The organism is Hahella sp. HNIBRBA332 (assembly GCF_030719035.1).
Taxonomy (GTDB): Bacteria; Pseudomonadota; Gammaproteobacteria; order Pseudomonadales; family Oleiphilaceae; genus Hahella.
The window spans coordinates 6,195,769-6,214,824 of the sequence record NZ_CP132203.1; the positions used below are offsets into that span (position 1 = coordinate 6,195,769).

Annotated in this window: 19 protein-coding genes; 10 read left to right on the plus strand and 9 right to left on the minus strand. The window is 55.6% G+C overall.

Annotated elements, in window-relative coordinates; translation table 11 throughout:
* Positions 1-57: 57 nt before the first annotated feature.
* On the plus strand, positions 58-588 hold the full coding sequence (locus O5O45_RS27455; RefSeq protein ID WP_305902490.1) for a 3'-5' exonuclease family protein: 531 nt from the start codon (positions 58-60) through the stop codon (positions 586-588).
* A 231-nt stretch (positions 589-819) separates the two neighbouring features.
* Here O5O45_RS27455 and O5O45_RS27460 read toward each other — a convergent pair whose 3' ends face one another.
* The gene (locus tag O5O45_RS27460; protein WP_305902491.1) at positions 820-1,752 is read right to left on the minus strand and encodes a LysR family transcriptional regulator; all 933 of its coding nucleotides are present in this window, start codon (positions 1,750-1,752) and stop codon (positions 820-822) included.
* Between the two features lie 151 nt (positions 1,753-1,903).
* Between O5O45_RS27460 and O5O45_RS27465 the strand changes: the two genes are divergently transcribed.
* The 5 genes from O5O45_RS27465 to O5O45_RS27485 are packed head-to-tail and all read left to right on the plus strand — an operon-like array spanning position 1,904 to position 6,618.
* On the plus strand, positions 1,904-3,112 hold the full coding sequence (locus tag O5O45_RS27465; RefSeq protein WP_305902492.1) for an acyl-CoA dehydrogenase family protein: 1,209 nt from the start codon (positions 1,904-1,906) through the stop codon (positions 3,110-3,112).
* Positions 3,113-3,127: 15 nt separating this feature from the next.
* Positions 3,128-3,994 carry an SDR family oxidoreductase gene (locus O5O45_RS27470; protein WP_305902493.1) on the plus strand — a complete coding sequence of 289 codons (867 nt, stop codon included), beginning with the start codon at positions 3,128-3,130 and terminating at the stop codon, positions 3,992-3,994.
* Positions 3,995-3,999: 5 nt separating this feature from the next.
* Positions 4,000-5,067 (plus strand): phosphotransferase family protein, encoded by a 1,068-nt coding sequence (locus O5O45_RS27475; protein WP_305902494.1) that lies wholly within the window; start codon positions 4,000-4,002, stop codon positions 5,065-5,067.
* Between the two features lie 57 nt (positions 5,068-5,124).
* Positions 5,125-5,823, plus strand: coding sequence for a histidine phosphatase family protein (locus O5O45_RS27480; protein ID WP_305902495.1), 699 nt, complete (start codon positions 5,125-5,127; stop codon positions 5,821-5,823).
* Between the two features lie 27 nt (positions 5,824-5,850).
* Positions 5,851-6,618 carry an SDR family oxidoreductase gene (locus O5O45_RS27485; protein ID WP_305902496.1) on the plus strand — a complete coding sequence of 256 codons (768 nt, stop codon included), beginning with the start codon at positions 5,851-5,853 and terminating at the stop codon, positions 6,616-6,618.
* 48 nt (positions 6,619-6,666) lie between these two features.
* Here O5O45_RS27485 and O5O45_RS27490 read toward each other — a convergent pair whose 3' ends face one another.
* Both O5O45_RS27490 and O5O45_RS27495 read right to left on the minus strand, forming a co-directional pair.
* Positions 6,667-7,278, minus strand: coding sequence for a glutathione S-transferase (locus tag O5O45_RS27490; RefSeq protein ID WP_305902497.1), 612 nt, complete (start codon positions 7,276-7,278; stop codon positions 6,667-6,669).
* Positions 7,279-7,439: 161 nt separating this feature from the next.
* Positions 7,440-8,150 (minus strand): choice-of-anchor N protein, encoded by a 711-nt coding sequence (locus tag O5O45_RS27495; RefSeq protein WP_305902498.1) that lies wholly within the window; start codon positions 8,148-8,150, stop codon positions 7,440-7,442.
* 349 nt (positions 8,151-8,499) lie between these two features.
* Here O5O45_RS27495 and O5O45_RS27500 point away from each other — a divergent pair, with 349 nt between their 5' ends.
* Positions 8,500-8,994, plus strand: a complete 495-nt coding sequence (locus O5O45_RS27500; RefSeq protein ID WP_305902499.1) for a TIGR00645 family protein — start codon at positions 8,500-8,502, stop codon at positions 8,992-8,994.
* Between the two features lie 99 nt (positions 8,995-9,093).
* On the opposite strand, the gene O5O45_RS27505 is transcribed toward O5O45_RS27500, so the two are convergent.
* Together O5O45_RS27505 and O5O45_RS27510 are read right to left on the minus strand one after the other, a co-directional pair.
* Positions 9,094-10,395 (minus strand): NAD(P)/FAD-dependent oxidoreductase, encoded by a 1,302-nt coding sequence (locus O5O45_RS27505; protein WP_305902500.1) that lies wholly within the window; start codon positions 10,393-10,395, stop codon positions 9,094-9,096.
* Between the two features lie 520 nt (positions 10,396-10,915).
* The gene (locus O5O45_RS27510; RefSeq protein ID WP_083769846.1) at positions 10,916-11,278 is read right to left on the minus strand and encodes a helix-turn-helix transcriptional regulator; all 363 of its coding nucleotides are present in this window, start codon (positions 11,276-11,278) and stop codon (positions 10,916-10,918) included.
* 206 nt (positions 11,279-11,484) lie between these two features.
* Between O5O45_RS27510 and O5O45_RS27515 the strand changes: the two genes are divergently transcribed.
* The 3 genes from O5O45_RS27515 to O5O45_RS27525 all read left to right on the plus strand — a co-directional run bounded on the left by O5O45_RS27515 (position 11,485) and on the right by O5O45_RS27525 (position 15,791).
* The gene (locus O5O45_RS27515) at positions 11,485-12,399 is read left to right on the plus strand and encodes a LysR family transcriptional regulator (RefSeq protein WP_305902501.1); all 915 of its coding nucleotides are present in this window, start codon (positions 11,485-11,487) and stop codon (positions 12,397-12,399) included.
* A gap of 348 nt (positions 12,400-12,747) precedes the next feature.
* Positions 12,748-14,250 (plus strand): AMP-binding protein, encoded by a 1,503-nt coding sequence (locus O5O45_RS27520; protein WP_305902502.1) that lies wholly within the window; start codon positions 12,748-12,750, stop codon positions 14,248-14,250.
* Positions 14,247-15,791: an amidase gene (locus O5O45_RS27525; protein ID WP_305902503.1), complete on the plus strand. Its 1,545-nt coding sequence runs from the start codon at positions 14,247-14,249 to the stop codon at positions 15,789-15,791. Before O5O45_RS27520 ends, O5O45_RS27525 begins: the two co-directional genes overlap by 4 nt.
* A 25-nt stretch (positions 15,792-15,816) precedes the next feature.
* Here the strand turns inward: O5O45_RS27525 and O5O45_RS27530 are convergent, their stop codons facing one another.
* The 4 genes from O5O45_RS27530 to O5O45_RS27545 form a co-directional block, all read right to left on the minus strand.
* A complete protein-coding gene (locus O5O45_RS27530) occupies positions 15,817-16,482 on the minus strand; it encodes a ChrR family anti-sigma-E factor (protein WP_305902504.1) in 666 nt (221 codons plus the stop codon).
* Complete coding sequence (locus tag O5O45_RS27535; protein ID WP_305902505.1) at positions 16,479-17,126, minus strand: sigma-70 family RNA polymerase sigma factor; 648 nt, start codon at positions 17,124-17,126, stop codon at positions 16,479-16,481. Before O5O45_RS27535 ends, O5O45_RS27530 begins: the two co-directional genes overlap by 4 nt.
* A 92-nt stretch (positions 17,127-17,218) precedes the next feature.
* On the minus strand, positions 17,219-18,055 hold the full coding sequence (locus O5O45_RS27540; RefSeq protein WP_305902506.1) for a LysR family transcriptional regulator: 837 nt from the start codon (positions 18,053-18,055) through the stop codon (positions 17,219-17,221).
* Between the two features lie 40 nt (positions 18,056-18,095).
* Positions 18,096-19,025, minus strand: coding sequence for an MBL fold metallo-hydrolase (locus O5O45_RS27545; RefSeq protein ID WP_305902507.1), 930 nt, complete (start codon positions 19,023-19,025; stop codon positions 18,096-18,098).
* Between the last annotated feature and the right edge of the window lie 31 nt (positions 19,026-19,056).

Below are 19,056 nucleotides of genomic sequence, written 5' to 3' on the forward strand. Positions count from 1 at the left end.
GCGGATACGACGCCGCACAGAGGATGCCGTGAGGAGTATGTGAAAAACGAACCGAATATGTCCTTTGAGACAATGGCTTCGCAGATAGAAGCATTACAAGAACAACCCTGCTTTATCGATTTTGAAGCATCGAGTTTGGATCTGATTTGCAGTTATCCGATTGAAGTAGGCGTTTGTCTGCCGGATGGCGCCATCCATAGTTGGCTGCTGCGTCCCGCCCCCTTGTGGACAGACTGGTCTGAAGAGGCCTGCGCCATTCATGGCATCACTCGCCAGCAACTGCAGCAGGAAGGCGTCAATGTCGTTGATGTGGCGCATGCGCTCAACGAACTGCTTCCCGAGCATGTCTATTGCGACGCCTGGACCTTTGACAGCTTTTGGCTGCATCGTCTGTTCCGGGCCGCTAAGTTACAACCTGCCTTTAAACTGGAATCCATCGCCGCACTTCTGGCTCCGCAACAGGTGAACAACTGGGCGGATACGCGTCGTCGCGCGATTGAGATATTGGGCGTGGACACCCATCGCGCCGCCAACGACGCGCAGATTCTCTACACAACCTGGAAAATGGTCATCGAACAAGGCCTGTGACCTGAGTGGCAGGCGCAAAAAAAGCGGGAGACTGCTTGCGCCTACAGTAACCCGCTCAGGAGAGCACTTTTGTGCCTACATTAAGGAAATGCAAGAGGGTATGGAGTGCGTTGGGAGTCCAACGTTCCCGTGTCTTCTAAACCCTACAATTGACACACTAAAAAGTATGGTTCAGCCACCCTGCTTTTACTGTAGGTGAATACCGAGGCGCTTATTTTCCTAGGTCTGACGTTAGATTGAGCCTGTCTCAACCGCTTGTAATCCCTGCGCCAAAGCCTCTTGCGTTTGCTCTCTCAACCAGATGTGAGCGGGCTCTCGATCCGTGGACCTGTGCCAGTAGAGATAAGTCTCCAATGGGGGCAGCGTCAGAGGAAAAGGCATGACCTGCAATGGGATAGTTTGCGTTAGACGCCGCGCAACCTGTTCTGGCGCGCACAGGATCAAATCGCTGTTGGCCGCCGTCAACGCCGCGCCGTAAAAGTTGGGGGTGCGCAGCCCCAATTTACGCTGCAGGCCGTGCCGGGATAACTGGATATCTTCATACCCTGGTCCATGCTCGCGGGAAGAAACCTGCACATGAGGCCAACGCAACATTTCCGCCAGATTCCATTCGTCAGCCAGGGCGGGATGGTCTTTGCGCAATAGACAGCTCAAACGATCTTCAAACAGTTTTTCATGACAAATGCTGTCGTCGTGACTGATCAGCACATCCGCCGCCAGATCAATGCGGCCGCTGGCCAGATCATGCAGGATTTGCTCACGGGGCGTGCGCAGACAGTTAAACACTACTTTGGGGGCGATCGCCCGGCAATTCTTGATCAGCGCCGGTAACAGCAGCACATCGAACAGGTCCCGCACGCACAGTCTGAAGCTGGTCTCCAATTGTGCGGGGGCGAATTCCTGACCCTGTTGCAGGCCTCGTTGCAACTGATTCAGCGCCTGTCTCACCGTGCCGATTAATTGATGGGCGTAAGGGGTTGGCGTCATGCCACGGGAAGAGCGGATGAACAGCTCGTCGCCAAGCGCTTCCCGCAGACGATTGAGAGCATGACTTACGGCTGGCTGGGTCAGATGCAGCACTTCCGATGCGCGAGTGATGCCGCCTTCACTGTAGATGGCGTCGAACACCACAAACAGGTTCAGGTCGATGCGATTAATATGCATGATATTTATATTTATCTATTTCTATTATTCATTTGTTTAATTATATGGCGATGACTATGGTTTAGCCATTAACCCATGCGCTTCCAGCGCGACAGGCGATGCGCGCTCAGGCGTTCGTCTGAACTGGCCAAACTCGACTTTGAGGTGAGCAATGGAATTCGATCATTCGCCGCGTGCTGCGGGCTACATTCAGCGAGTTCGCGACTTTATCCGCGACCGGGTCTTACCTGCGGAACAAGAGTATTACGCCCACTTGGCGGAACCCGGACAGACCTGGACCCAACCGCCGATTATGGAAACTCTGAAAGCGGAAGCAAAGCGGGAAGGTCTGTGGAACCTGTTTTTACCGGAAGAGGAGTTCGGCCCCGGACTCAGCACGCTGGAATACGCGCCGTTGGCCGAGGAAATGGGCTGGTCGTTCATTGCGCCTGAGGTTTTCAACTGCAACGCGCCGGATACTGGCAACATGGAGGTGTTGGCGCGCTATGGCTCTCGCGAGCAACAAGACGCTTGGCTGAAGCCCCTGCTGGCGGGTGAGATTCGCTCCGCGTTCGCCATGACTGAAAAGGATGTTGCTTCTTCCGACGCCACTAATATGCAGGCGACCATTGTCGTTGAGGGGGATGAGGCAGTGGTGAATGGCCGCAAATGGTGGACTTCCAACGCTGGTCATCCTCGTTGTGAATTTTTTATCTTCATGGGCGTCACCAACCCTGACGCTGATCGTCACCAACGCCACTCTATGGTCATCGTGCCGCGCAACACGCCGGGTGTGAATGTGAAGCGCATGCTGCCGGTTTTTGGTCAGTTGGATGAGCCATACGGTCATGGCGAAGTACATTTCGAAAACGTGCGTGTCCCCATTGGCAATATCATCGCTGGTCCCGGTCGTGGCTTTGAAATCGCCCAGGGTCGATTGGGCCCGGGCCGCATTCATCACTGCATGCGCGCTATTGGCGCAGCGGAGAGGGCATTACAGCTCATGTGCGAGCGGTCGTTGAGTCGTATCGCTTTCGGCAAGCCATTGGCTAAGCTGGGAGGGAACGCGGATATTATCGCCAACGCGCGTATGGATATTGAAATGGCGCGGCTGCTGACGCTGCAGGCGGCGTATAAAATTGATAAATACGGTGTGTTTGCGGCGATGAGCGAGATTTCGCAAATCAAAGTTGTGGCGCCGAGTTTGTGTCAGCGTATTGTGGATCAGGCGATTCAGATGCACGGCGGCGCCGGCGTCTCAGATGACTTTCCGCTGACGGCGCTGTTTGGATATGCGCGAGTGCTACGCTTGGCGGACGGGCCCGACGAAGTGCATCGGGCTCTGATCGCCAAATATGAACTTAAAAAATACCAACGATAGACCAGAGGAGGGGATATGCATCGATTTCCAGAAAAGCGCGTTGCGATAACCGGCGCCGCCAGCGGATTGGGACTGGCCACTGCACGGCATTTTCTCAGCCGGGGTTGGCGGGTGGCTTTCGCGGATGTGCAGGATGAGACCGGGAATGCGATTGTGGCGTCGTTGGGTTTGCCCGAAAACCGCGCCTTTTATCAGCATGTAGACGTCACCAGGGTGCGGGATATACAGGCCTGGCGGCGCAAAATTGTAGAGCTATGGGGCGGTCTGGATATCCTGGTGAATAACGCCGGCGTGGCGGCCCATGGCGGAATCGGCGAAGCGCCGCTGGAAGACTGGGAATGGGTGATCGATATTGATCTCATGGGCGTGGTGCGTGGTTGCAAAGAGTTCGCCCCATTGTTTAAACGGCAACGCTCCGGCCAGATCGTTAATATCGCCTCCATGGCGGGACTGGTGCATGCCCCGGAAATGGGCTCGTATAACGCCGCCAAAGCCGGTGTTGTGGCGCTCTCTGAAACCCTGGTTGGCGAGTTGTCTCCCTTTGGCGTTGGCGTAAATGTCGTTTGTCCAGGCTTCTTCTCAACCGGACTTGCAAGTACGGCGCGCTCCCCCAATCCCAAACTCAAAGAAACCATGGAAAAGTTATTCGCAGGCTCCAAGCTGAGCGCGGCGGATGTGGCGGAACGTTTGTATGACGGTGTGGAGAAGCAGCATTTCTACATCTTGCCTCACGCCAATTACCGGCTGTTGTGGTGGTTAAAAAGATACGCGCCCGCAGTCTATTTGCGAAGCATGAAGACCCTGGGACGTCGCCTTTTGGCGAAGCGACAGGACAATGATGAGAGTGTGGAAACGGCGGAAAAGGGGCGAGCGGTAGGATGAGTGCAATGACATTTGCTGACAGCGCGGGCGCGGTTCGCGCTGGCGAAGAACTTAACGCAACGGTGATAGACGCCTTTCTTAAGCAGCATTTGACGGGGCTGTCGGGCGAACTGCAGATTCATCAGTTTCCCGGCGGCGCCTCCAATCTGACCTATCTCCTGAAGTATCCCGATCAGGAATTTGTGTTGCGACGCCCTCCCTTTGGACGCAAAGCGAAATCCGCTCATGATATGGGGCGCGAATACCGAGTAATGCAGGGCTTGCGAGGGATATATCCCTATGTGCCTGCGATGGTGGCGTTTTGTGAGGACGAGAGCGTTATCGGTGGCGAATTCTATGTCATGGAGCGTCTCAAGGGCGTCATTCTGCGTGGCGACCCGCCAGCGGGAATGCCGTTCAGTGAAGCGGATCAGCGCGCACTTTGCCATAACATGGTGGATCGACTGGTGGAGTTGCATCAAGCGGACTGGGAGAACACGCCCCTGAAAGCCTTATTGAAGGAAGGCGATTACGTCGAGAGGCAGATTGATGGTTGGTGCGATCGCTATCGACGCGCAAGGACGGAGGACGCGCCGGATTACGAAGAAGTGATGACCTGGCTGCAGCAGCACAAGCCGAAGCAGATACGGCAATGCATGGTGCATAACGACTATCGCTTCGACAATCTGGTTCTGGACGCTGACAACCTGATGAACATTATCGGTGTGCTGGACTGGGAAATGGCCACCATTGGCGATCCGTTGATGGACCTGGGCAACAGTCTGGCGTATTGGGTGCAACGGGATGACCCGGCCCCTTTGCATATGCTGCGGCGTCAGCCCACGCATTTGCCAGGGATGATGAGTCGTGCGGAGATTGTCGACTATTACCTGCAGCGAGCCGATCTCAGTATTCCCAGCTTTGATTTCTACGAGGTGTACGGCATGTTTCGATTAGTCGTCATCATTCAGCAGATCTATTACCGCTTCCACCACGGACAGACACAGGACAAACGTTTCGCCAGCTTTATTCAGGCTGTGCAGTATCTGGACGGCTACTTAAGGGACAAAATTCATGCGTCCTCTCTATCCTGATTGGGGTTACATAGTCGTGCATGGGCTTGTACACGATTTTGCGCGCGAGAACGCTTGATGGGCGCGGTCTATTTAATTCGCCATGGGCAAGCCAGTTTTGGCGACAACGACTACGACAAGTTGTCTGAGCTCGGGCGCGTCCAGGCGCAGAGGCTGGGCGGTTATCTGGCTGAGAAAGGCCTGCGTCTGGATGCATGGCGAAGCGGTTTGCTGAATCGTCAGATAGACACTGCGTCCATTGCGCTCAACGCGATGGGCTCAGAGGCGGAAGTCGCTCGCCGCCATGGCTTCAATGAATTCGACCATGTCGCTGTATTGGCCAAAGTGCTGCCTGAACTGGCGCAACGGGATGCAGATGCTGCGGCCTTTGTAGGCGGAGGGAGTGACCGCAGGCGCAGCTTTCAGAAAGTGTTTGAAAAGGTGATTGCCGCCTGGCTTGAGAGGGACGAATGGGAGGACGTGGATTCCTGGTCGATATTCAGCGACCGAGCCGTTCAGACATTTGAATCCACACTGGAGGAACTTGGCGGCGGTCGCAATATCGCCATTGTAACCTCAGGCGGCGTCATTACCGCGATATTGCAGAGAGTGCTTGGTCTGTCTTCGTCCGCGGCGTTCAGCATGAATTGGTCCATTGTGAACGCCTCCATTACCAAAATCATGTACAGCGGCGGTGGGCGTCGCTCGCTGGCTTATTTCAATAATTACAGTTATTTGCAGTGCGGCAGGGATCGCAGTTATGTCACCTGGCGCTGAACTGACGCGAACATAAAGGGCCTTATTATGCATAAAGACTTATTTCAATTGACGGGACAGATCGCGCTGGTCACTGGCGCCAGTCGCGGGATCGGCGAATCTATCGCCAGGACATTGGCGCAGTATGGGGCGCATGTGATTGTGTCCAGTCGCAAAATAGAAGGCTGCGAATCAGTGGCGCAGTCGATTCGCGACGGGGGCGGGTCCGCTGAGGCTATCGCCTGTCATATCGGTGAGATGGAGCAAATATCCTCACTGTTTGAACAGATAAAAGAAAAGCACGGCAAACTGGATATTCTGATCAACAACGCGGCCACCAACCCTTATTTCGGGCATGTGCTGGAGACGGACCTGGGCGTATTTCAGAAGACGGTAGATGTGAATATCCGTGGCTATTTCTTTATGTCAGTGGAAGCCGGCAAACTCATGCGGGCGCAGAAGAGTGGCAAGATCGTGAATGTGGCGTCGGTCAACGGCGTCATTCCCGGGCACTTTCAGGGCATCTATTCCATCACTAAAGCGGCGGTTATCAGTATGACCAAAACTTTCGCCAAGGAGTGCGCAGGCTTGGGGATTCGGGTAAATGCGTTGCTGCCGGGGGGAACAGACACCAAGTTCGCGTCTGCGCTCACACAGAATGAAGCGATACGTAAACAACTGCTGCAGCATGTGCCGATGAATCGTATCGCAGAGCCGACGGAAATGGCTGGCGCAGTGCTGTATCTGGTTAGCGACGCAGCTTCCTATACGACAGGGTCCGTGCTGGCGGTGGACGGCGGTTATCTGGTTGCGTAAACCGTAAGGGGCGCAACGCCAAGACGCTGCGTCCTATTGATTGCTGCTTCAGGATTCTGGCGGTTGTGTCTGAATAAAAGAATCGCGTTTAAACAAGCGGTCTACATAGTCCGCAAGATGCGGGTGGTTATTGCGCCATCCTGAATCGCCGAAGCGGAAATCATACCAGCCCACCACACAGCCAATGGCGATGTCCGCAAGCGTGAGGTGGTCTTCATATACCCAATGCCTGCCGACAGTGGCTTTTTCCAGGGCGGCTAATCCGCGCTCCACTTTCTGCTCCTGGCGGGCGATCCACTCCGGGCCTTGCCGCTCTGATGGGCGCTTTTTCTCCAGAAAGATGGCGATGGCCGCTTCGCAAACGCCGTCCGCAAGCGCTTCTAGCTGACGTACTCTGACTGCGTCGATAGACTTAATTGGAACCAGGCGGTGGCGGGTTTCCAGAGTCTCGATATATTCGGCGATAACTGGCGAATCAAACCAGATTTCGCCATGCTCGTCGATTAATACGGGAACTTTGCCCAATGGGTTGAATTTGGGTACGGATGTATCCGCATTCCAGGGAATCTCCTCCAGCAGGGAAAACGGAAGCCCCTTTTCCAATAACTGTATGCGGATCTTCCTGACAAAAGGACTGGTAAGTGAGCCGATGAGCTGCATATGATTTCTCCGTTAACAACTCCCTATCGTTGAGGTCTTCTATAGTCAATAACTTAGACTGTAGACGTCAACTGTTTTCGTTCACTGTAAAAAATACTGACGCTGAAACGAAAAACGCCGGCGGATGCCGGCGTTTATGTGAAAAATAGCTCTGGCTTGGTTTAAGCTGAGCGACGACGGAAAACCAGCAGTCCGGCTAACGCGATGCCGAATAAGGCCAGATTTGTAGGTTCCGGTACGCGGTAACTTCCGTCATGAGAGAACGGAGCGAAAGCCACAATCGGTTTTTTCAAGTCGAAGTCCAGCGCATACAAGTCAAAGTGCAGCCCAGATCCGATGGCTCCGGTAAAGCCTGATACGTCGAAGTTAAAGGCGTTGTAGTACAGGTAGTCGCCTGATCCACCGTACAGAGCGAAGCCATCTGGATCGTCCTGAACGTTGTAAGGCGTTGCTTTATTACCTGTGTCGAAAGAGAAATCGACTTCGTAGTAATAAGTGTCGTAAATACCATGACTTGGCAGATCAGTACTGCTGGTGACTGCTTCTATCGGCGGGGTGCCGTAAGTCATATCATCGGTAATATCAATGGTGATGCCATTAACGACAATGCTGCCCAAGTCAGTCGGCGTCGACAGTTTTGGCGTGACGGCGATGCTGAGGCGGAAATCAAATAAACCAGCGTCAACGATACCTGTATCGGCTAAGGCATAAAGTGTAAAGGCGGTGGCGCTGGTTACCGAATCCTCGGAGGCCATGTCATAGGTTCCATCTTCAATTCCAATTTGCAGCGCCGGAAGAGCGAATGCTCCTGTTGAGGCGAGCATGGCAGATGAAAAGACAAACGCTTTGAGTGAGGTTGTTGTTTGTTTCATGACTTTTGAGCCTGTACTGCGAATGTGGTTAATGACAGGGTGGACTACACGAGAAAACAGGCAATTCTCCCGCCATACTAAAAGTTAATGAATGTGAACAGGCACTTGCTGAGTTACGCGATGTTACAAATAATCGGTAAATGTAAATTTTTGTGACACATATCGTAAATTGAGTCGCGTTAATTTGACAGAACCTATCCTTAAAGCCCTGGGACCCAATGAGATGGGGATGAACTTATCGCAAGGTTTACTGTGAATTGCTTGTTTTTGTTATGCTGAGCCCCCATCAAGCGGGAAGTTATTTCGCTACGGCACTTTTTCTCAATCTTGTATGACTTAGGCGGAGATCATGGAGCGTTTTATTGAAAATTTGATGTATTCAGCGCGCTGGATACTGGCCCCGATTTATCTGGGCCTAAGCTTGGCCTTGTTAGCCTTGGGGGTGAAATTCTTCCAGGAGATTTTCCATGTGTTGCCTGTGATCTTCTCCATGAAAGAGGCGGATCTGGTGCTGGTGGTGCTGTCGCTGATTGATTTGGCTTTGGTCGGTGGCCTGTTGGTCATGGTGATGTTCAGCGGTTATGAAAACTTTGTTTCACAGTTGGATATTGCTGACGGGCAGGAAAAGCTTAGCTGGCTGGGGAAAGTGGACTCCGGCACCCTAAAAAATAAAGTGGCGGCTTCTATTGTCGCCATCTCCTCTATTCATCTGCTGAAAATATTCATGAACGCGGAGAATGTGGAGGAAACGTATCTATTTTGGTACGTGGTGATTCACATGACTTTTGTGGTGTCCGCATTCTGCATGGGATATTTGGACAAGATCACCCGCAAGGACCACTAACTTTAATCGTTGCCGGACGCAGATATTTCCCAAGCCAGGCGAGATGCGCTTATTCTGAAAAAAAACCGGGGCCTTCAAGCCCCGGTTTTCGTTTGTGTCTCAATGCAATTTGAGACGTGGACGAATGATCTTGTTAATGCGTGCGGAAAACATGATCAGCGCGGTTTTGATATAGCCATGCAGGGCGATTTGATGCAGACGATAAAGGGAAATGTAGACGAAGCGTGCGATGCGCCCCTCAATCATCATGGATTTGCCGGTCAGATTCCCCATCAAATTGCCGACAGTGGAGTAACGGCTTAGCGACACCAGTGAGCCGTGATCCTTATATATGTAGGATTTTACCGGCTTGTTGGCCAGCAGGTGGCGCAGGTTGACGTAGACATGGCTGGCCATCTGATGGGCGGATTGCGCGCGCGGGGGCACTTTGGAGCCGTCTGGCTGAGGACAGCTGGCGCAGTCGCCGATTGCGAAAATGCGGTCGTCTTTGGTCGACTGCAGGCTGGGCAGTACCTCGATCTGGTTGTTGCGGGTGGTTTCCAGTCCGTCGATGCCCTGAAGGAAATCCGGGGCTTTGACGCCTGCCGCCCAAACACGCATGTCGGCGGTGATGAATTCGCCGTCGCCGGTTTCGAACCCCTTATCCGTGACCTTGGTGACTTTGGTATTGGTCTGGATGGCTATGTTCAGTTTGCCGAGTTCTTCGACCACTGCGTTAGAGATGCGCGTAGGCAGGGCGGGCAGGACTCTGGGGCCGGCTTCGATAATGGTGACTTTCAGATTCTGGGGGCCTAACTTCAGACCGTAGGCGCTCAGCAGCGCGGTGGTGTTGTGCAGCTCCGCAGCCAGTTCCACCCCTGTGGCCCCAGCGCCGACGATGCCTATCTCCAATACTACCGGCTTACCTTCCGACGCCTGACTGCTGAGGCGCAGGTAGGTGTTGATGAGGTTCTTGTGGAAAAGGTCGGCTTGTTTGCGGCTGTCCAGGAAGGCGCAGTACTCGGCGGCGCCTGGCGTGCCAAAGTCATTAGTCTGGCTGCCGAGAGCCAGCACCAGGTAATCATAAGCGAGTGTACGTTCAGGACTGATTTCATCGCCCCTCGCGTCATGCATGGGCGCCAGGCTTATCGTGCGCGCCTGACGATCCAGACTGTGCATTTTGCCGAGGTGGAAAGTGAAGCCGTGGTAAAAAGCGTGGGAACGGTAGCTGATTTCGTCGATGCCGGAGTCCATAGAGCCTGTGGCGACTTCATGTAGTAACGGCTTCCATAAGTGGGTAGGGTTGCAATCCACTAGGTGGATCTCCGCCCGCTTCTTCTTGCCGAGCGCGTTGCCCAGGCGGGTGACCAGCTCCAGCCCCCCTGCGCCGCCGCCGACGACGACTATTTTAGGTATGCTCATAAAACAACTCCCCGAAATAGCTAGGGATTATAAGGTGAAATACCCAGGAAATCCCGGCTACGGTAAAGAAAATCCGCTGACTTGCATATGGGGGGAGCGAAGATGAAATCTGCCTTGGGCTTTCGCCCTGAGTGGCCAAAAAAGGGAGGGCCTTTTGTCCGCCTGGATCCAGCGGGTGCGCCCTCCTAAAAGCAGGCCTGTAAAACGTACGTCTCGGCGTCGGGTGAATCAGGGTCGGTCCATCACCTTCAGGAATCATGCTGAGACGTCCATTGGCGGCCGGCTTGCGTTGAATCAGCGTTGCAACCGAGAGCGGCTCTTTTGGAACCTGTCGCCCTGAATGCGCCGGCGAAATCGGTCCGCCGCCTTGATCAGGACGCCTTAACGCTGCGTTTTCCCTTGAGTGCGGCAGTCTAGGGAGAAATGCGCCCCCCTGCATCCGTATAGGATACGGACATGGGAGGGGCGTCCTGATGGGAGCTTATTCTTGTTTTGTCCCTTGCGGGGCGTACCGGCGGGGTTATCCGGTAGCCTGCAACGGCTGATCCTGGTGGTTCGACTGATACTCGGTGATGTAGCTGCCTCCCATCAACACGAGCGGAATGTGCAGTTTGTTGCGTATCAGCAAGTCAAAAAACTTGATTTTGTTGGTGATGGAAAACTTGTTTTTGATGTTTTCCCGATAAGTCTCCACCGTTCGTGGCGACAAACCCAGCACCTGGCTGCTTTCTTTCGCGGACAAACCGCATAGCCAGAGTCCGATGGTCTGCGCTTCTCGGATGGAAATTGGAACGCCGCTCAGCCGCGCTAGTGACGGCAGCAGATCGTCTTCCGCGGGCGCGCCGCGGTACACAGTGGGGAGGTCATTTCCTTTTGTAACCATGGTAAGCACTTTTACGTCCTATCCTTACATCCATTACTGTTTAACATGTCCCTTTTTGGCGCCGTCCTTGATCGGGAATCATTCCCTATCTGCGCCCAGCGAGTGCTCTAGTGTTATCTTATGACGCTAACTGATTAAAAAATAATGATTAATTTTCATTTTGTGTTGCCGTAAAGTAATCATGTTGTATTAAAGGGAAATTTTACATGACTAGGGAACAGCTACGCATATTCGCCGCAGTGGTGAGCGAAGGCGGGTTCAGGGCGGCGGCCAAAAAATTCTACCGCAGCCAATCCGCGATAAGCAAAACCATCCGCGCGCTGGAGGAGGAAATTGGTTTCCAATTGTTCCAGCGCGATCGATACCGTCCCAAACTGACCGAAAAAGGGGAGGCTTTCTCCGGAAAAGTGAACGAACTTCTGGCGAAATTCTCCGATCTTGACTCTTACACCCGCGAACTGGCCATGGGATATGAGCCAGTCATCCGCGTCGCCGTCAATCATATCTGTCCCCTGGAGAAGGTATTGCCGTCTTTGCGGGAGTGCGCCGCACGCTACGCCAATACCCAGGTGGATTTTTATATTGAAACCCTGGAAGGCGCTATGCAGCGCTTACAGGAGAATCAGGCGGATATCGCCATCACGTATCAGGAACGGGTGCATGCCTCTCTGGAAGTGGCCCCATTCAGCCAGATTGTCTTGAAAGTGGTGGCGACGCCGGATTATCTCGCCAACTTGCTGCGTTGCGACAATGGCGAGCCAGATCTGTGTCGAAGTACGCAGATAGTGGTGGAGGACAGCGCCATCAAGCGCCTCGATGAACGCTATCTGTTGGTGGATAACGGCGGTAAGTGGGCGGTCAATGACCACAATCTGAAGAAGCGCATGATCCTCGCCGGGCTGGGCTGGGGGCGTCTGCCTTTGCATGAAATCAAAGAAGAGCTGGCCCAGGGCGAGTTACTGCCGATGCCCCATATCCCATGTGACGCCACTGAAAAAGTCGATCTCTATGTGTTGCGCAAACTGGAGAAGCCCCACGGTCCCGCTGTGCGCTTTTTATGGGAAAGCCTCACCCGGGCGACGCAAAGAGTTGGCCTGGCCGAGCCAGTCGCGGCTATTTGAGGGAAAGATGCCGGTAATGTCGGGGAAAATATAAGCATCTTCCCTGATAACCGTAATAATCGCGGATACTGACCTACTGGGCCTGCTGCTAAGTTCTGCTGCGCACTCCGGCCCGCCGTCCATGATCAGGGCCGCTCATCAAGCCGGCAGGACGGTGCGCAACAGATTGTTGCCGCGCACCTATGGTCATGACCGCGTCCGGGACCATATTCCAGGGAAAACGTAAGTAAAGGAAGATGTTATGGACGCTGAAAGAGCTGTCGCCAGCGCGCTCTTACGGTTATCGCCGTTATTCTACTCAACGGGCGCAGACGCTGGGTATCGCGCCACTGTGGAGGAGTGCCTTTTATGAGCGCTCTACAGTATTTGGAAGCCGCCCAGGGCGATGCGTTGATCACCGCTCGCGAACGTATGAGTTTCGCGAAACTCCGTCAGGAAGCGGATGCGCTTGCCATCCGTCTGAAAAGCTACTCGATTTGTCGTGTGGGCATCCTGGGCGACAATGACGTCGCCTGGATTATCGCCGATCTGGCCGCCGCCCGCGCGGGCGCTCTGTGCGCGCCGCTCTCCCCGACGCTCAGCGATGAACAGCTACGTCACGCCATCCGTCAGGCGGGTCTCGAAGCGATTATCTGCTTTGACGCCGCTAGTGTGCGGTTACGCAAATTATGGCCGGAAAGTCGTCTATTGCAGGTCGGCGGCCACCAGCTGGTTTTGACCGGTTTATACAGCGACCCCATGGAGGACGTGGACCGGATCGCTTTTCATGTGGATGACGAAGACATGCTCCGTGGCGTATGCCTGAACCGCCAGGCGCTGGACGCCGTGACGGCGTCGGTGTGCGCCAGCGCCAATATCACGGCGCAAGACCGCCATTTTTGCTTATTGCCGCTGAACTCGTTGGCGGAGCAGATGGCTGGAACCGGCGCCGCCCTGGCGGCAGGCGCGGCGACAATCATGCTTCCCGCCGAGCAATGTGGATTTGGCTCAACCATCTTTAATCCGGCGGAACTTTATCGCAGCCTGGTGGATTATCGCGCCTCCACTCTGCTGATTACTCCTGAACTGTTAAAGCCCCTGCTCAGTTATATGCAGTCCCGTTCCCTGACCCTGGAGGCCATGCGCTATATGACCCTGATTGGCGCTCCGGCGTCCAGGCGTCTAATCAATGCGGCGCGACGTCAGGGGGCGCCGGTATATGCGGGGTATTGCTTGAACGAAGCTGGCTCAATGGTGTGCTTGAGTACGCCCAAGGCGTATAAGCCAGGCTCTGTGGGAAAACCTTTACCGCACTCGCGAGTGCGCATCAGTGAAGAGGGAGAAGTCATGGTGAGCGGGGCGCAGAGCCTCGGTTACCTGGGCGGCGGGCCGCGTCGCCCCAATGCACAATGGAACAGCGGAGACCTGGGATATATGGACAACGAAGGATTTTTATTTATACGCGGGCGCAAGAAAGATGTGCTGGTGACCGCTGAAGGACGCAGAATTTCCCCGGACTGGATCGAAGCGGAGCTGACCGGAGATCCGCAGATCCGACAGGCGGCGGTATTTGGTGCGGGAAAGTCCAGTCTGGTGGCGGTGATTGTAGCGGAAGATGCGGATGAACTGACCGCCGTTGTGGAAAGGGTGAACCGTCGCCTGCCGGAGTTCGCGCAGATCAAGGCGGTGGTTGGCGCAACGCAGGCGTTCAATGTAGCCAATGGATTGCTGCAGTCGTCGGGTCGTAAAAATCGCGAGGCCATCCAGCAAACCTATCAAGACGATATCGACGCGGTGTATGAGTTGCTCGAAGCCACCAAACGCATGGCCTCGCAGAAGGAGGACAGCAAGGCAGGGGAGGCGCTGTCTTGATCCCGTTTCCCGAATATGAAAAGTATGACGCCATCGGACTGGCGGAGCTGGCGCGATCTGGAGAGATGAGCCCGGATGAGCTGCTGGAGGCGGCGATCGCTCGCATTGAGTCCCGCAACCCGCTGGTGAACGCGGTGATCAACAAACTCTATGATCAGGCCAGAGCGCAACTTGACCAGTTGCACCCGCAACAGCCTTTATATGGCGCGCCGTTTTTGCTGCAGGACCTGAATGCAGAAGTGCGCAAGACGCCGACCTCCGCCGGCTCGCGTCTGTTTTGTTCGCGTCCGGTATTTCATGACTGTGAACTGGTGCAGCGTTATCGACGTGCGGGGCTGGTGATCGCCGGCAAGACTAATACGGCGGAGCTGGGACTGGCGATGACCACGGAGCCGCAACTCTTTGGCGCTTCCCGTAACCCCTGGGACCTGAGTCGTTCGCCGGGCGGCTCCAGCGGTGGCGCTGCAGCGGCGGTGGCGGTGGGCATGGCCCCGGTAGCGCATGCAGTGGATATTGGCGGCTCTCTACGGACGCCGGCGGTCTCCTGCGGTCTGTTTGGCTTCAAACCCTCCAGAGGACGGGAGCCGGAGGGACTCACTTGGGGACGGCGCCTGCAAGGCATGGCGGTGGATCATGTGATCTCCCGCAGTGTGCGCGATAGCGCCATGCTGTTAAGTGTGAGCGCGGGGCTGGATAAAACCGAGCAATGCTATCGTCGGGCGCTGACGGGACCTCGTCGTCCCTTGCGAATCGCCATTTGCGAAAAGCCCTTTTTCAGCGCCACGCTGAATAATGACAGCCTGCTGGCGCTAGACCGCGCCGCCATGGTCTGCGAGGACATGGGCCATGAAGTGATACAGCATACGCTCAGTCTGGATGAAGAAGAACTGACTCAGGCCTACCTGACTATCGTGGCGGGAGAAACCGCGCAGATGGTGCGGCAGGTCAGCCCCAGCGGCCGACCGCGTCGAGGGGACCTGGAGTTGGCGACGCATCTGTTGTTCAACTTGGGATTGAGCAAGACCGCCGCGGAATTCGCCTGGGCGACCCAGGTTATGAATCAGGCGGGACGCAGGCTGGAAGCCTTATTCCAGCAGTTTGACGTATTGCTTACCCCGGCGATGGCCGGCCCACCGGCCCGTCTTGGCGAATTAGCGCCTTCCCAACAGGAAAAACTATTGTTGGAACTGGCGCGCAGCTTTCCGATGACGCCGTTGTTGAACCTGCTGGCGCAGAATATTCGCGCCAAAAGTTTCTCACTGACCCCATTCTCGCCTTTGTTCAACATGGGGGGGCAACCCGCCATGATGTTGCCGGTATGGTGGAATCAGGATGATCTGCCCATTGGCGTTCAGTTTGCCGCGGGCATTGGTCAGGAGCGTCTTCTGTTCAGTCTGGCGGCGCAGATGGAGCGGGCCTTGCCCTGGTTTCACCGACGACCGCCGCTGGCGGAACCCGCCGATCTGACGTCAGCCGCGCATCTGGCGTGGCGGAGAACGGCGGGTTATGACTTGGGAGGTCTGATGGCGGCGGAGGGATGATCCCTCGCCGCCGTAAGAGCGTTGGTTAACTGACGGGGGCGTTCAGGTCTGGCATAAACAGCCGTCTAAAGCGTTCGATCCAGCGACCGATGGGGCCCGCCAGACACACCGGCGCGTCCAGATAAGCAAGGCAGATGCAGTCCTCGTTTTCCAGGGCGCGGGGACGATGACGTTGATCTCCGCTGCGAATGACGAAGTCGCCTTCTTCGTACACGCCCATTTCATCGGAAAAGCCTCCCTGTAACACGACAGTCACCTCCTGGCCATAGTGCGCGTGCAAAGGCGCGCGGCCGCCGGCGGAGATCTTTTGCAGACTGAGACGCTGCCGGCCTTTGCGTGAGACTTCCAGCACGTATTCGTACACTTTGAACCATTGCTTGCGCCAGTTTACGGCGTTCAAGCCGTCAGGCAGCCAGCGCTGTAGCAGATCTTCCACGGGCTTTTGCAGCGTCGCCGGCGCGCTTTCCTCCAGCTCGATACGCAACATGATGCGTTCGAATAATGCTTCGCTTAGGTCTTCCTGCGGCAGTTGCTGCAGCATTTCCCCGCCCAGGGCGCTGAGGCGCTGGATGCCGGCGCGGCAATGAGGACAGTACTGCAGGTGAACGGCTACGCACAAGGCGAGGTGCGGTGAGGCGCAACCCGCTGCGTACTCCATCAGGATGTCATCACTGGGGTGATGTTGACTCATACTGCTTTTTCCCGTTCCTGCAAAATCACCTTCAGTTTCTGCAGAGCCAGACGGACCCTGCTTTTCACAGTACCCAGCGGCAGGCTGAGTTCTTCCGCCACTCGCTGGTGAGACTTGTCTTCCAGATAGACTTTGGCGATGACGTCTCGTTGCTCTTGCGGCAGATCCCCCAGCGACTGACGGATATTGCGCACGATCACGGCCTGTTGGAACGCGCCAGTGGGCTCGTCGGAGCCCGGCAGGCTCCACAAATAGTCCGTTTCCACCTGGGTTTCCTGGCTGGAGCGCCCCAACTTGCGCAGCAGGTCGATGCGCGCATTACGGGCGATGGCGAACAACCAGGTTGAAGCCGCCGCCTTATCGCGGTCGAACTGGGCGGCGCGCCGCCACACGTTGACCATGACTTCCTGCACCAGTTCCTCTGCGTGTTCCTGCATGCCCTGTTTGATGGCGTAGGCCTTCACTTTGGGGGCGAACGTCTGGAACAGTTGACGGAACGCATCCCGGTCCCGCTGTGCGGCTACCGCTTCTATTAAGGGCGCCAGGACATCTTTTGCCGAGGAGGTGTCCTCGTCTGCGTCCTGTTTGTTTGGGTCCATCTTTCGATTAATCGGTAGCACTATGACGTTGTTACTTACCTGCATAGCGTAGCAGCTCCAAAATAAACCGGGCAAATAATGTTCTAACTACGCTGCTGGTGACGTTTTGGATCAGTTCAGTCGAGTGTTAGTTAAATTCAGTCGAATAAAGGTAGCAGCGCTTCCTTTATTTCTGTACGAAGCAGAGGAGACCAGGCGAGTCCCAGCTCCCGTTTGATGTCCGGGAATCCCTCAATCTGCGACAGAGGGATGGCGATGATCCCATCGGATGCGCTGGCGTCGATTCCCTGTGGCGCCAGACAGGCGCCGACGCCGGCGGCGACCAGCGCGAGGGCCCACTCTTCATTGTCGGTGCGGGCGGTGATGGCGAAATCCAGCTGATGCCGCTCCGCGAAGGCGCGCCATTGTCCGGACAGATCGCAGAAGGAGCGTTCCACCAATCCAATGCCGTTCAGGTCGTCGACGCCAAGTTGGTCTCGTAGGGACAAAGGATGATCGGCGGGCAGTAACAGGCAGTATTCATCGCGCCAGAGGGGATTAAAGCGGTAGTTTTCCGGACAGCGGTCGCGGCTGACGATGCAAATATCCGTGTTTTCCTCGCCGCGCAGCAGCTCCAGTTGCATCCGGGATTGCAGCGGCGCCAGGCGCGCCAGCAGCGCTTTAACCCGCTCCAGGCTGACAACGAGGTCCAGGCCAATGCGCAGTGGCGGCAACGGCGCGCTTTGCTGGAAATGCTTCACCAGGGCGTCGCTTTGCGCCAATAAACGCCGGGCCATATGATGCAGTTCGCGGCCGGCGCGTGTGGTGCGTACGCCTTTTTTGCCCCGTTCCAGCAACAGCGTATCCAATTCACTTTCCAGCTTACTGACCGCCAGGGAAATGGACGGTTGCGCCACATGACACTGTTCCGCCGCCGCAGTGATGCTGCCGGTTTCCACGGCGGCGACGTAATAACGCAAGGCTCTCAAATCCATACTGGCTCCGTTGGTGGAAAGTTAAGCCATTGTCTCTTCACTACTGTGAAGAGAACACAGGGTAATGGGGCAGGCTGGCGGCGATCAATTCATCATGCGCCGGCACAATGGTCAGGTCCGGCTCCTGCTGTTGCAAGTTGTGTAATTGAGTCACCATACGCTCAGTCAGGTCGTCGTCATCATTTAAGTTCGCCATCCAGCGCACGAATCCTGGGCGAGGACTGTCATCCTGAACCCCTTTCAGGGTCCAGGTGGCGTCGCCGATGAAGAAGTACCGCGTTTGCGGGTTCAGGGTCAAATATAGCCCTAATTGACCGCGGGTATGACCGGGAATCTCCACCAGGACGACGGAGCCGTCGCCGTATACATCCAGACTGCGTTCAAAGCCTTTGAATTCCGCGTCCTCCAGCGTCAGGAAGCGCCATTGAATGCTTGCTTCCTCCAGCTGAGAGTGCAGAAACGCCGGCGGCTCGCCCTGCAAGGCCGCACCATACTCCTTTTGCTGCACCCAGATGGGAACGCCGGGAAAGTCCACCACGCCGCTGGCGTGATCCCAATGCAGATGGGACAGCACGATCGCCTTCAGGCTTTTGGCGTCATAACCATTCGCCGCCAACTGGTCGGCGACAGGAACGCCTTTTTCATAGGCGAACAACGAGCGCGCCCACCAGGGATTGACCTCGAATTGAACGTCTACCTGACGTCCCAGCCCGGTGTCGTAAAGCAAGTCGCCGTCAGGATGGTGAATCAGCACCGCGCCATGGGATAACTTGCGGCGGGTAAACCAGCTGCCGCTGGCCACCACCATGGCTTCCTGGGCTCCGCTGGAGGCCCCGGTTTCAAGGTAAGAAAAACGAATCTCCTCGGCGTGTCCAAGTGGCGCAAGCAAAAGTTGCAACGCCATGGCTGCGACGACCGCCTGCAGTCGGCTGATGAATACTTTGTGTGAATGAGGGCTCCAGAATGTCATGTCTTATTCCTGTGGATGGGTGTCCCTGCAG

Excerpts from the sequence above, each read along its gene's own strand:
- O5O45_RS27490 (WP_305902497.1), bottom strand. The coding sequence starts at position 7,278 with ATGCAGCTCATCGGCTCACTTACCAGTCCTTTTGTCAGGAAGATCCGC.
- O5O45_RS27455 (WP_305902490.1), top strand. The coding sequence starts at position 58 with ATGTCCTTTGAGACAATGGCTTCGCAGATAGAAGCATTACAAGAACAA.
- O5O45_RS27460 (WP_305902491.1), bottom strand. The coding sequence starts at position 1,752 with ATGCATATTAATCGCATCGACCTGAACCTGTTTGTGGTGTTCGACGCC.
- O5O45_RS27515 (WP_305902501.1), top strand. The coding sequence starts at position 11,485 with ATGACTAGGGAACAGCTACGCATATTCGCCGCAGTGGTGAGCGAAGGC.
- O5O45_RS27500 (WP_305902499.1), top strand. The coding sequence starts at position 8,500 with ATGGAGCGTTTTATTGAAAATTTGATGTATTCAGCGCGCTGGATACTG.
- O5O45_RS27530 (WP_305902504.1), bottom strand. The coding sequence starts at position 16,482 with ATGAGTCAACATCACCCCAGTGATGACATCCTGATGGAGTACGCAGCG.
- O5O45_RS27485 (WP_305902496.1), top strand. The coding sequence starts at position 5,851 with ATGCATAAAGACTTATTTCAATTGACGGGACAGATCGCGCTGGTCACT.
- O5O45_RS27495 (WP_305902498.1), bottom strand. The coding sequence starts at position 8,150 with ATGAAACAAACAACAACCTCACTCAAAGCGTTTGTCTTTTCATCTGCC.
- O5O45_RS27510 (WP_083769846.1), bottom strand. The coding sequence starts at position 11,278 with ATGGTTACAAAAGGAAATGACCTCCCCACTGTGTACCGCGGCGCGCCC.
- O5O45_RS27475 (WP_305902494.1), top strand. The coding sequence starts at position 4,000 with ATGACATTTGCTGACAGCGCGGGCGCGGTTCGCGCTGGCGAAGAACTT.
- O5O45_RS27465 (WP_305902492.1), top strand. The coding sequence starts at position 1,904 with ATGGAATTCGATCATTCGCCGCGTGCTGCGGGCTACATTCAGCGAGTT.
- O5O45_RS27535 (WP_305902505.1), bottom strand. The coding sequence starts at position 17,126 with ATGCAGGTAAGTAACAACGTCATAGTGCTACCGATTAATCGAAAGATG.
- O5O45_RS27540 (WP_305902506.1), bottom strand. The coding sequence starts at position 18,055 with ATGGATTTGAGAGCCTTGCGTTATTACGTCGCCGCCGTGGAAACCGGC.
- O5O45_RS27545 (WP_305902507.1), bottom strand. The coding sequence starts at position 19,025 with ATGACATTCTGGAGCCCTCATTCACACAAAGTATTCATCAGCCGACTG.
- O5O45_RS27480 (WP_305902495.1), top strand. The coding sequence starts at position 5,125 with ATGGGCGCGGTCTATTTAATTCGCCATGGGCAAGCCAGTTTTGGCGAC.
- O5O45_RS27505 (WP_305902500.1), bottom strand. The coding sequence starts at position 10,395 with ATGAGCATACCTAAAATAGTCGTCGTCGGCGGCGGCGCAGGGGGGCTG.
- O5O45_RS27470 (WP_305902493.1), top strand. The coding sequence starts at position 3,128 with ATGCATCGATTTCCAGAAAAGCGCGTTGCGATAACCGGCGCCGCCAGC.
- O5O45_RS27520 (WP_305902502.1), top strand. The coding sequence starts at position 12,748 with ATGAGCGCTCTACAGTATTTGGAAGCCGCCCAGGGCGATGCGTTGATC.